A 12517-nucleotide genomic window follows, 5' to 3' on the forward strand; every position below is an offset into this window, starting at 1 on the left:
TCAGTCAATGGAGATGCTATTCCTAAATCTGATCTACTTCTTCTTTCTTTAAATGTTTGTTTTCCTCTCTTTTTTCTGGGAAAAACCTGCCTTGGAATATAAGAATCATTGCTACACCAATGAATATAGCCGCATCGGCCACATTAAAAATCGGCCACAACGCAGTATAACTTCCTCCCCATATCGGTAGCCACCCCGGTAGATTGCCCTCCCAGATATCAAAGTAGAACATATCGACTACCTGGCCGTGAAACCAAGGCGTAGAAGCATTATAGGGAGCATTATTTAACCAAACTCCATAGAATACAGAATCGACTAAATTGCCTATTGCTCCTCCCAAAATCATGGCTATACACACAATATATAGGGAGGGCTGCTTCTTTTCAATGATATGATATAAGTAATACCCTATCCCCACCATCGCCACCAAGCGAAAAGATGTCAGGAGTAATTTACCATATTCAGAACCCAACTCCATTCCAAATGCCATGCCCGGGTTGGTGGTATAATGCAGTTTGAACCAGTCTCCGAATACTGGAATCTGCCCCGGAGAACCAAAGTCCATCTGAAAATGTACCAGCATTTTTACCGCCTGATCTATGAGGATCACCAATAAGGCAATGCCAAAATATTTGATGTATTTATTCATTATTTACTTTTTGCCTTAGGCTTTTTTCACCTGTACGGCTAGTTCAAAATCATCCATTTCCAGCATTGTTGCATCTTTGAGTTCAGAACCAAACAACAAATTTAACGCTTGGGTTTCAGTTTGGATATACTCACCAAACGATTTGATTGCATTTTTCACCAATTCATTTTCGTCAGCAATCTTAATGTTAATCTTATCTTGCACTTCCAGTCCCATATCCTTACGCAGATTCTGGATACGGTTCACCAGATCTCTGGCAACTCCTTCCTGTTTCAATTCTTCAGAAAGAGTTACATCAAGCGCTACTGTTACTCCTTGATCCGAAGCCACAGACCAGCCGGGGATATCCTGGGAAGTGATCAACACTTCTTCCAAAAGCAACTCCAGACTTTCACCTTCCACCACAACTGGTATTTTACCTTCACGCTCTATTTCAGCGATTTCCGTTTGACTCCATTGATTAATCGCAGCAACAACGAACCTCATTTTTGGCCCTAATTTTTTACCCAGAACGGGAAGATTCGGCTTCACACTCTTCACCAAGATGCCGGAAGCATCATCTATGAATTCAATATCCTTGATATTAACCTCAGATTTGATCAGCTCATCCAAATGCTCAATCTGTGCCTTGGTCTTTTCTTTTAAAATTGGGATCAGAATGCGCTGCAGAGGCTGCCGCACCTTCATTTTTTCCTTCTTCCTCAGTGAGTGAACCAATGAGCTGATCGTCTGGGCAAGCTCCATACTTTCTTCCAGGTCTTTATTGATCAAGGCAGAATCTGCAGTAACCCAATCTGTCAAATGCACAGAAGCTTTGGCTTCAGCTCCCGATTCGGTCAGGTTCTGGTACAACCAATCCGCATAGAATGGTGCAAAAGATGACATCAACTGGGTAAGTGTGAGCAAAGACTCATATAAAGTCTCATAAGCCGCTTGCTTATCCGCATTCATATCACCTCTCCAAAACCGTTTTCTCGCCAATCTCACATACCAGTTGGAAAGCTGATCCACGGTGAAACTCATGATCGCACGGGTCGCCTTAGTAGCATCGTAATTATCCATCGCATCTTCCACCTCAGCAATCAATGATTGCAGTTTGGAGATGATCCACTGATCCAATTCTGCTCTCTCTGACACAGGCACAGCCATTGACTTGTCATAGACAAATGCATCCAGATTTGCATACAGCGCGAAGAAGTTATACGTATTCTGAAGTGTGCCAAAGAAGCGTCGCTGCACCTCTGTCACACCATCCAGATTGAATTTCAGGTTATCCCAAGGATTGGCGTTGCTCAGCATGTACCAGCGCACTGCATCCGGACCATATTCTTTCAGTGTTTTGAAAGGATCCACTGCATTGCCCAGTCGCTTGGACATTTTATTGCCGTTTTTATCGAGTACAAGTCCGTTTGCTATTACGTTTTTGAAAGCCACGCTATCAAACAACATCACCGCAATTGCATGAAGCGTAAAGAACCAGCCACGAGTCTGATCCACACCTTCGGCGATGTAGTCAGCAGGATAGTTTGCTTTGAAAATATCCTCATTTTCAAACGGGTAATGCCACTGGGCATAGGGCATGGCTCCGGAGTCAAACCACACATCTATCAGATCCGGTTCGCGGAACATCTTTTCTCCTTTGGCAGACACTAAAGTCACGTCATCCACATAGGGACGGTGAAGATCTATTTCCTTGCCTTCGTAGGGAGATTTCTGCATAAATCCTGCTGCAATTGACTCTTCAATCGCCTTTTCAAGTTCAGCTATCGATCCTATGCAACGTTCCTCCGTTCCATCTTCAGTTCTCCAGATCGGAAGTGGTGTACCCCAGAAACGTGAGCGGCTCAGGTTCCAATCCACAAGATTTTCCAGCCAGTTTCCAAAACGGCCAGTACCTGTAGCTTCAGGCTTCCAGTTGATCGTCTTGTTCAGTTCTACCAATCGGTCCTTATAAGCTGTAGTCTTGATAAACCAACTATCCATAGGATAGTAAAGCACAGGCTTGTCAGTTCTCCAGCAGTGTGGATAGCTGTGCTCATACTTTTCTACTTTGAAAGCCTTGTTTTCATTTTTCAGGATGATGGAAATGATCACGTCGGTGTTTTTATAGTCCGCCGCACTTTCATCATCTTCAGTGTAGTTTTTCACATAGAAATCATCCACGCCATAGGATTTATGTGCCGTGATGTCATGTTCAGCTACTTTCCGTACCAGATACTCCCCCACCATAGTGATGAATTTACCCTGCTTATCCACAATAGGAATATCCTTGCCCTGCTCATCTTTTACGAAGACCCCTGGTACATTATTCTGTGCCAGCGTTCTAAAGTCATCCGCACCAAAAGCTTTGGCAAGATGCACGATTCCCGTACCATCTTCAGTGGTAACATAATCTCCTGAGACAACCGTAAATGCCGGATGCGGAAGCGCCAAACCAGCTATTGGAAACAGTTGCTCATATTCCCAGCCTAGCATATCTTTTCCTTTGAATTCTTCGATTACTTCGAAAGGAATCAGTTTATCCCCGTCTTTGTACTCTTCCAATTCCAGCTCCGCAGCTTTAGGGTTCAGGTAGGCATTCATTCTGGCTTTCGCCAAAATCACTGTACAGGCATTGTAAGTATATGGATTGAAAGTCTTCACTTTCACATAATCCAAGTTCTCCCCGATTGCCAAAGCCGAGTTGGCTGGCAAAGTCCAAGGTGTAGTCGTCCATGCTAGAATGTAGGTGTTTTCCTGTCCTTTCACTTTGAATTGCGCAGTAATGGAAGTGTCCTTTACATCCTTGTAAGTTCCCGGCTGATTGAGCTCATGTGAACTCAAGCCTGTACCTGCAGCAGGAGAATACGGTTGGATAGTATAGCCTTTGTAAAGCAGGTTTTTCTCATAAAGTCTCTTCAGTAAGCTCCAAAGTGACTCAATATATTTCGGATCAAAGGTGATATAAGGATCATCCAGATCCACCCAGTAGCCTATTTTCTCAGTCATTTCATCCCATTCATCCTTGAATCGCATGACCGTCTCCCGGCACCTTTTATTATAGTCTTCTACAGAGATTGTCTTCCCGATATCTTCTTTGGTGATGCCCAGCTCTTTTTCGACTTGAAGTTCCACGGGCAATCCGTGTGTATCCCAACCGCCTTTTCGCTTCACCTGAAAACCCTGAAGCGTTTTGTACCGACAGAAAACATCCTTTATCGCACGCGCCATTACGTGATGAATTCCCGGAGTACCATTTGCTGAAGGCGGACCTTCGAAAAAAGTAAATGTCTCCGCACCATCACGGTTCGCTACTGATTGCTCGAAAATCTGGTTTTCTTTCCAGTACTTCAATACAGATTCCCCGATCTCGGGATAATCCATTTGTTTAAATTCCTGATATGTCTTCACTGTATCCTTTCTTAAGGCAAGTAGGTGATAATTTATTTTTGGGCGTGGCCCCGTCTGAAAAGGCCGGTGCGGGCTATCTGCTGCATTCGTTCCACCGATAACTATCGGGGCACGTGGATGTCGCTACTATCCCTCACACAATCAAGGAAACATCCTCCTCAAAAGCAGGCACAAAGATAGGAGAATTCCCCCTTTCTGGGAGGGTGAATCTGAAAAAATGCCAGCTTTCACTAGACGAAGTCACGGTTTCAATTTCCAATCTTCAAATTTTCCAATCTTACAATACTTAAATGACCAACTCATAGCTCACACTTCGACCTCCGCCTTGCGGCAAAAAGACGCCCAATTCCACCAAAGCCTGCAAATCCCGTGTGGCTCTTGCCTTCGAGGCTTTGGTGATGGCAATATATTTTTTTGCAGTCATTCCTCCTTCAAAACCAGCAGGGCCTTCAGCTAGCATACCCTTGATAACTTTGACTTGGCGTTCATTCAAATCCTCCTTATAGTGGTCAAAAAACTTGACTTTTTGCAGTGTGAAGTTGATCAGTTTCTCCGCGCTCAGCTGTGCATGATAGACTGTATTGGCAAAATAATCCAGCCAAGCAGAGATCTCATTTGAGCATTGTCCATTTTTCAGAGCGTTGTAATACTCATTTTTCTTCGCCTCAATCCTACTGGAATGACTGATCAAGGTCGCATGTCTCAGGCCCTGATGCAATGCTTTTTCTGCCAAAGCACGATCAATTCGTCCATTTCCATCCTCAAATGGGTAAATCGTTTCAAAATATAAGTGCGTGATCGCAGACTTGATAAGCGGATTGTTTATTGCATCGGTATTGCCGGGAGCAGTTTCGTTGAACCAATAAATTAAATCCTTCCGATTCTCGCACTTTTACACCAAGAGCATTTCCATTTGATATGCTCTTCTTAAATTTCCGAACAATTGATTTCAACCTACACTTTCAACCTCTATTATGAAACTTAACTATACCATAATAACAGGTGCTTTGGCTCTAGCTTTTGCCTGTTCTTCTCCTAAAACTACAGAAGAAACTGAAGCTCCTAAGCGCGCAGGAAATCCTATTTTCGAAGGCTGGTATGCAGATCCTGAAGGAATCGTCTTTGGGGATGAGTACTGGATTTATCCGACTTTTTCCGCAGGATATACCGATCAATTGCACTTCGATGCTTTCTCATCCAAGGATCTGGTGACTTGGGAAAAGCATGAGAATATCCTCGACACAGCCGCTATCAAATGGGCCAGACAAGCGATGTGGGCACCCGCGGCTATTGAAAAAGACGGCAGGTACTACCTCTTCTTCTCTGCTAACGACATCCAGCGACCAAGTCGACCGGGCTGGGATCCGAATAATAACATCAACCATTTTGGAGGGTTAGGCGTTGCTGTGGCTGATTCACCTGGCGGGCCATTCAAAGACCATATTGGCGAACCTTTGCTTTCGGAGTTTTATAATGACGCGCAACCCATTGATCAGTTCGTTTTCAAAGACACCGACGGCACCTATTACATGTTGTATGGAGGCTGGAGTCATTGCAACATTGGGAAACTCAATGCTGATTTCACAGGATTCGAACCTTGGGAAGATGGAGAGCTTTTTCATGAAATCACCCCGGAAGGCTATGTAGAAGGACCTTTTGTATTTATCAGAGAGGGAAAATACTACTTTATGTGGTCTGAAGGAGGCTGGACAAATGACAGCTATAAGGTAGCCTATGCCATGTCCGATAATATCAATGGTCCGTGGGAAAAAATCGGAACCATTCTAGAAAAAGACACCACTATTGCCACTGGGGCCGGGCATAATTCGGTGATTCAAAAGCCGGGTAGCGATGATTGGTATATGGTATATCACCGCAGACCCATCCCCAATGAAGGCAGAGATCATCGTGTAACGGCGATTGACGTGCTGGAATTCAATGAAGACGGAACGATCAAACCGATCAAAATGACATTCGAAGGAGTGGAAGCCAATCCGATCAAGTAAAAAAATCCTAGTCTTTTAGAACTGTAGCCTTCTTGACAATACAGCGAAAGAAAAATAAAATGGACTCTGTTTAGATATACCAGGCATTGAAAAATATGAATCCGGACATTTTGAAACTGCTTTCAAGTACACCTATTTTGTGTGTAGCAAAGTAGATGCGGATTGGTTTTTCCTGATCAGCATCCAAGAGACGCCTTCAAAAGCTGTAAACACATGCTTCCATGTTAAGGAACAAATGATCAATGCAAAATTTGTATGCAGTAGTTCAAGCGCAATAGGAATAGTGAATGGGCTTTCCCAAGAACCTACTGTTACTGTAGAAAAAGCAGTTTCCCTGACTGGATTACGCTTAAAAACAGCAAATGCCTTGGTGCAATTAATGCTCGAAAAAGGAATTCTCAGGGAGCAAACAGGGCAATCCAGAAATAGATTCTTTGTCTTTGAAGCAAATTAACAGACATTAGCGGACAGCCTATGAAAGTGAAACAAGGGAGAGGCTATTTTACCTGTACTGCCAAAACCGATACTGCTTAACAATAGATTACCAATTTACTATTAAACAGTCTGGCGGTCTTTTTGTATTTTGATCACCTAACCATTTGAAAAACAACTATGAAATCTCTCTTTGCACTTTTGTCAGCAAGCATATTACTACTATCATGCAGTGGTCCTAAAAAAGATTCCCCGATTGATGCAGCATTTTCCCCGGATGAAGAGCATGTAGAAGCGATAAATACGGAATGTTTTCAGTACATGGGGGAAAAGGACACCGTCAGACTCACTACTCATGTGGACGGCACTAACATTACGGGGTCACTTGACTATTCCTTTTTTGAAAAAGATAAAAACTCAGGGGCTATTGAAGGAGAAATTAGAGATAATATGATTATTGCGGAGTATACTTTTATGTCAGAAGGTACTACTTCCAAGCGCCAGGTAGTCTTCAAAAACACGGAGGAAGGCTGGAAAGAAGGATATGGAGAAATGAAATCTGTGGACGGCATTCCTGTCCAGGTAAATATAGACTCTTTGGACTTTAGCCACGATATGGTGCTGACTCCGGTTCCCTGTGACCAGTGAGAGATACGTTAGGTTTGGCATTCTAAGTTCAATTCCCTAATTTCTAAACGAATCCTACCCAAGATCACCTTTTTAAGAGCCTGAAGATTTTCGCCCAACTCTATCAAACTGTTATAATGTAGCGTCTATGAAATATTATGGTCGGTTGATTATTCCACTTCTAATTACGCTTGTGCTGGCTTTCTCCAAGCTTTATTATGGGTCAGTCTCGAAAAACTGGGAAGGAATCTGGTCTTATCTCCCGCATATCAATACTGTTTTGATCATCTGTGGGTTTACCTGGTGTTTGTTGGTGTTGATGCAGATTCTGAAAAAGCTCTTTATCAAACAATACGATATTTCACAAGAGGATAATCTGAAAGCCAGAAAAGTTCTTACCCAGATCAATATCCTGGTCAAGGTTGCCAACTTTGTCATTATATTGCTCGGAATCGGGTTAATTCTGATTTCATTTGAATCAGTCCGAAAAGTAGGGGTTGGGTTCTTTGCATCTGCGGGCTTGGCTGGGATAATCATTGGTTTTTCGGCGCAGAAAGCAATTGGAACTCTGATTGCCGGGATTCAGATAGCGATCACGCAGCCATTCCGTCTGGAGGATGCCGTAGTCGTAGAAGGAGAGTGGGGGTGGATAGAAGAAATCAACCTGAATTATATTGTGGTACGGATCTGGGATCTGAGAAGGCTGGTACTCCCAACTACTTATTTTTTGGAAACCCCGTTTCAAAATTGGACCAGAACTTCAGCAAGCTTGCTAGGATCAGTATATTTATATACCGATTATACCATCTCTTTTGATGCACTTCGCAAAGAGCTGGACCGTATTTTGGAGACTACGATGCTATGGGACAATAAAGTGAAGGTCTTACAAGTATCAGATGCCAAAGAGAGCACAGTGGAAATCCGGATTCTCGTCAGCGCCAAGAACTCGCCTACTGCCTGGGATTTGCGCGTATTTGTGAGGGAAAAAATGATTGAGTTTATCCAAAAGAATTACCCGGAAAGCCTTCCGAAAACCAGAGTGGAACTGATGACAAATGTGCCGCCGTTCAATGGTATTACACCTCCTGAAGTGTCTTGATCCAAATGCCAGCTTAGTAGTTAAAATACAGCAGATTTTCTATCTGTCCTAGGCATAGGTGTTGATCAAATAGAAAAAGCCTGAATTCACATTAGTTAAAAATGGGATATTTTAAAGATTTATTCCTTTATAGTCACTCCCCTTATCTGATCAGAATAAATACGCCGTCTTTGATTATTTCTTCTCCTGAACTGGACAAAAATATCCCCTTATATATATAATTTCCATTGGGAGCATCTTTTCCATTCCAAGTACCGTTCCATCCCCGTGATTCCAGCTTGTCAGTGCTAAAGATCAGTTCTCCCCAGAGATCAAACACAAAGAATTTCATTGAGGCAATGCCTTTGTGCTCAGGTTTGAAGTAAAAGTTTTTCGAACTGGAAGGAGAAAAGGCATTGGGCATTATAATCATATACTCATCTCTGACCTCAATGACTCTCTCAAATGAATGGGCACAGCCAAGATCATCTAGAGCAGTGAAGATTACAGAATAATTCCCTTTATCAGTATAGGAGTACGTAGGGTTCTGTAAATTACTTTCATTTCCGTCACCAAAACTCCAATGCCAGAAAGTGGTGTTCCAAGAGGTGGCATCAACAAAATCAATTGGCTGGAATGCCTGGGCAATCCCGTTTGTTTGAGCGTTTCCCTGCCCCATATCCACATGATAATTAAAGTTGGGTTCCAAATCGGTCTCGGCAATGGTAACTTCAATAGTCTTTATATCAGACCAGCACCCAAAATCCTTATAACTACTTCTCACAGAGTAGCTGCCATTTTCACTCTGTTTGTTTATTCCATCGATAGAGATAGCGTTTCCGGAGGGAGAGATGATTTCATAATCAAAAACTGTGGGGTCAAAACCATCAATATACGTACTCAAATCAACGAAACCCTTCGGGTCGCATACTGGGGAGGCTCTTGTTGTTTGAAGATCTGGAACATTAAAAACCCTCACCTTCACTTGGTCTAAAAGGGGAGGAGATTCATTTGGCTCTGCTATTCCAACATAGTAATTATAGGTAGAGGCTTGAATATATGTATCAGCTGTAGACTCATAAGTCAAACCTATTATTGTCAGGCTACCATCATCTCCAAGTTGATATTCTACCCCGTCCTCTGTTCCCGAGAAGATTTCCATTGTACCATTTGAGTCATGATACCAAGAATATAAGGGAGAACCACCAGTCTGGCTAATCTCCTCTGGCATAACGGTAACAGGCTCACCCTCGCAGATCTCAACAGTATTTGGATCTTGGGCTTGGACATATATTGAAACGCTGGGGACGATGACCAGCAGCTGTAGGTAAAAAACAAGTGCTTTATGAAACTCCCTTTTCAGCATTATAACTCACTCCTTACTTTGTTAATACGTATCATTTACAGTATGCTTATTTTACGTACGATATTGTTCTAATTATGCTAGTATCTGAAATTTTCGATATAATGCCCAATAAAATTAATCCCGGAAAGCATATAAAAATTTTAACCTGAAATACCTGTAGACATTAGACATTGTGAAAATACACTTATGCCAATTAAAACCCAGTGTCTCCTTACTATTTAGTGAACAATGAAAGAATACAGCTCATGATTTCTCCCACACAAGACAACGAAAACAGCTAGAATTATGTCCTAGCCACTTATCCCAATTAATATTTGAAGCATGGGATAACTCTTTCTCTCTGGTTTCTACTTTTTGAATCACCCCATAAAAAGGAATAAGTAAGTGAAACCTCATGAGCACCCCCACTGTTTTTCTGGCCTAATTTAGAAATAGTGACATCGTAAGAATAACCGATGTCTAACCCATTTTCCAATGAAACACCTACTAATCCGATTATCGCCTCATTGTTTGGCAGGTTGTTCTTTGTGGGTAATCCTCTATACCAAAGCCCCAAAACCAAAGGTTCAAGATATAATTGCGTTCCTACATCCAGTTGATTGAAGGGGTCCTGTTGCTTGTAATTAAAAGCAAAGGAAATGGATCGTTCTGCATAAGCATGAGTAAAGTAATTCCTACGCCCACCCCCAAGATCAAACTTTATTCCTCCCTGTGCTGAAAGCTTCATGGGCAACTTGGAGATTTGGCCTTCTACGAATGAGGTATTAGGTTCTGAAATATGATGTGCTGATGCTCCTAGCCAGATTTTCTTGGAATAGAACATTCCTCCGACACTGTAGTCCATAAAGCTATAACGACTATCTATCGGAATTCCATTAAGCTCATCCGTGATTCCCCCAATCGTACCATCAATGATGTCTATCTGAGTTCCAAAAACCAAGTCGGCAAAGAAAGCATCACGTTGCATATAGCTAACCATGCCACCAACCCGAAAAAACATCTCCTCGCTAAGCTTCAGCCGATAAGCATAAGAGAGCCCTATTTCATTTGTTGAGAGATTTGCCCGACTTTCCTGACTGCCATTGAATATCAATCCAATACCACTGTTATAATCAAAAATGTAATGGTCAATGTAAGCTGAATATGAATTGAAATTTTGGTCTAAACCTGGCCACTGATTTCGGTAATTGATCCCTATGCGCGTGAGCTCACTTGCTCCTGTCAGCGCTGGATTCAAATAAAGAGGTGCTGCGTAAAATTGAGAGTATTGGGTATCCTGGGCTATTACATTGGAAAAAATGCAACATATAGCCCCAATAGTAACGAATACACCAATTATTCTCCTAAACATAGACAACTAAACCATCACCATACACAAATCTATGCATTAGTAAAATGGCAAAGGTTAAATAATTATGATTTAACGATTTGAAAGTACTAGGGCGTATGATTGGGGCTTACAATCAGTTGAATTTCAAATCAAATTAATCCAAGCATGTATCTTCAGAAACATGTTTGGATTAACATTTTAGAAGTCAATAATTATACCAAAGGATATGATATGCTGAATATCTTAAATTAAATATCCAAAATAACCTGATGCCTTAATAAATCCTCAAAAACTTCGCGTTTCCTTATCAATTGGGCTTTTCCTTCCCAAACCAATACTTCAGCAGGTCGCAGCCTGGAATTGTAATTGGAAGACATACTAAATCCATATGCTCCTGCATTTTTGAATACCAATAGATTTCCTTTTGAAACCGTAGCTAGCATACGATCTTTGGCAAGTGTATCAGTTTCACAGATATAACCGACTACATTGTACGGGTTCAATTTCCCCTCAGGATTGCTTAGGTTATACACATCATGAAACGCATCATACATCATTGGTCTGATCAGATGGTTCAATCCTGAATCTACTCCTACAAATGTAATCTGGGGAGTCTTTTTGACCACATTTGACTCCACGATCAAATATCCGGATTCACTCACAAGGAATTTACCAGGCTCAAGCCAAAGCTCCAATTTTCGACCATATTTCTCACAAAACTGATTGAAAGCTGCTGACACTTTTGTGCCCACCTCTTCGATGTCAGTCGATGGATCCCCTGATTTATAGGCAACTTTGAAACCTCCTCCAAAATCCAAAAAAGTTAGATCCGGGAAGTTCATTGCTGCATCAAACAGCACATTTCCTCCTCTAAGGAATATCTCCGCATCCAGAATATCGGATCCCGTATGAATATGAAGCCCAACGATTTTGATGTCATGTTTTTTCACTACCTCGAGAACCTCCGGAAGTTGCTGGATTGAAATCCCAAACTTGCTTTGGATATGTCCTACAGAAATTTTAGCATTTCCTCCGGCCATAATATGCGGATTGAGGCGGATGCATGCAGGTTTAGTATTGCCGTAGGCAGCACCAAACTCCTCCATCAGTGGAATACTATCAAGATTAATCATGACTCCCAATTCAACTGCTTCCTTTATCTCTTTGAAATTGACCCCGCTTGGCGTGTACATAATCTCTGATGCAGCAAACCCGGCCAGCATACAGCTTTTTATTTCTTCAATAGACACTGCATCAACACCTTCCCCAGCCTTTTTCACTAACTTCAAGATATTGATGTTGGACAGTGCTTTAGTAGCATATTTGATTCTCAGTGGTACTGTAGCAAAAGCAGACTGGAGAGATTTGATCTGACTTACTACCTTTTCTCCGTCATATACATATACCGGTGTGCCGAATTCACTGGCTATAGATTCTAAGCTTACTCCCTGGAGTTGAGTAGGATGTTGAGGTGCTGACATTATCTGAAATTTGCGGGCAAAGATAGCCAAATAACAAAAAAAGGAGACATTTGTCCCCTCTTTTCATTTGCTATAGTGTAATTAAGAAAACGCTGTTTTCGAACCTAAATATAGAGGAAGGAGATGAAATTAATCTCTTTTCCACGTGAGATGAGGCG

10 protein-coding genes are annotated in these 12517 nt (G+C 42.0%); 4 read left to right on the plus strand and 6 right to left on the minus strand.

Annotated elements, in window-relative coordinates; all coding sequences use genetic code 11:
• Positions 1 to 22: 22 nt before the first annotated feature.
• The 3 genes from AS141_RS07105 to AS141_RS07115 all read right to left on the minus strand — a co-directional run bounded on the left by AS141_RS07105 (position 23) and on the right by AS141_RS07115 (position 4907).
• Positions 23 to 649, minus strand: coding sequence for a lipoprotein signal peptidase (locus tag AS141_RS07105; RefSeq protein ID WP_057936952.1), 627 nt, complete (start codon positions 647 to 649; stop codon positions 23 to 25).
• Between the two features lie 15 nt (positions 650 to 664).
• Positions 665 to 4039, minus strand: coding sequence for an isoleucine--tRNA ligase (gene ileS / locus AS141_RS07110; protein ID WP_057936953.1), 3375 nt, complete (start codon positions 4037 to 4039; stop codon positions 665 to 667).
• A 286-nt stretch (positions 4040 to 4325) separates the two neighbouring features.
• The gene (locus AS141_RS07115) at positions 4326 to 4907 is read right to left on the minus strand and encodes a Fic family protein (protein ID WP_082632212.1); all 582 of its coding nucleotides are present in this window, start codon (positions 4905 to 4907) and stop codon (positions 4326 to 4328) included.
• Positions 4908 to 5013: 106 nt separating this feature from the next.
• On the opposite strand from AS141_RS07115, the gene AS141_RS07120 reads away from it, so the two are divergent.
• The 4 genes from AS141_RS07120 (at position 5014) to AS141_RS07135 (ending at position 8203) form a co-directional block, all read left to right on the plus strand.
• The gene (locus AS141_RS07120; RefSeq protein WP_057936955.1) at positions 5014 to 6045 is read left to right on the plus strand and encodes a glycoside hydrolase family 43 protein; all 1032 of its coding nucleotides are present in this window, start codon (positions 5014 to 5016) and stop codon (positions 6043 to 6045) included.
• 139 nt (positions 6046 to 6184) lie between these two features.
• The gene (locus tag AS141_RS07125; RefSeq protein WP_057936956.1) at positions 6185 to 6499 is read left to right on the plus strand and encodes a Fic family protein; all 315 of its coding nucleotides are present in this window, start codon (positions 6185 to 6187) and stop codon (positions 6497 to 6499) included.
• Between the two features lie 158 nt (positions 6500 to 6657).
• Complete coding sequence (locus tag AS141_RS07130) at positions 6658 to 7125, plus strand: hypothetical protein (protein ID WP_057936957.1); 468 nt, start codon at positions 6658 to 6660, stop codon at positions 7123 to 7125.
• Positions 7126 to 7252: 127 nt separating this feature from the next.
• Complete coding sequence (locus AS141_RS07135; RefSeq protein WP_057936958.1) at positions 7253 to 8203, plus strand: mechanosensitive ion channel family protein; 951 nt, start codon at positions 7253 to 7255, stop codon at positions 8201 to 8203.
• A gap of 142 nt (positions 8204 to 8345) precedes the next feature.
• Here AS141_RS07135 and AS141_RS07140 read toward each other — a convergent pair whose 3' ends face one another.
• From AS141_RS07140 to lysA, 3 genes are all read right to left on the minus strand, one after another.
• On the minus strand, positions 8346 to 9548 hold the full coding sequence (locus tag AS141_RS07140) for a PKD domain-containing protein (protein WP_057936959.1): 1203 nt from the start codon (positions 9546 to 9548) through the stop codon (positions 8346 to 8348).
• A 307-nt stretch (positions 9549 to 9855) separates the two neighbouring features.
• Entirely contained in the window at positions 9856 to 10899 is a 1044-nt protein-coding gene (locus AS141_RS07145) for a PorP/SprF family type IX secretion system membrane protein (protein ID WP_057936960.1), read from the minus strand.
• Positions 10900 to 11126: 227 nt separating this feature from the next.
• On the minus strand, positions 11127 to 12359 hold the full coding sequence (lysA, locus tag AS141_RS07150; protein WP_057936961.1) for a diaminopimelate decarboxylase: 1233 nt from the start codon (positions 12357 to 12359) through the stop codon (positions 11127 to 11129).
• Between the last annotated feature and the right edge of the window lie 158 nt (positions 12360 to 12517).

The sequence above is a fragment of the Algoriphagus resistens genome, assembly GCF_001442615.1.
Lineage (GTDB): Bacteria > Bacteroidota > Bacteroidia > Cytophagales > Cyclobacteriaceae > Algoriphagus > Algoriphagus resistens.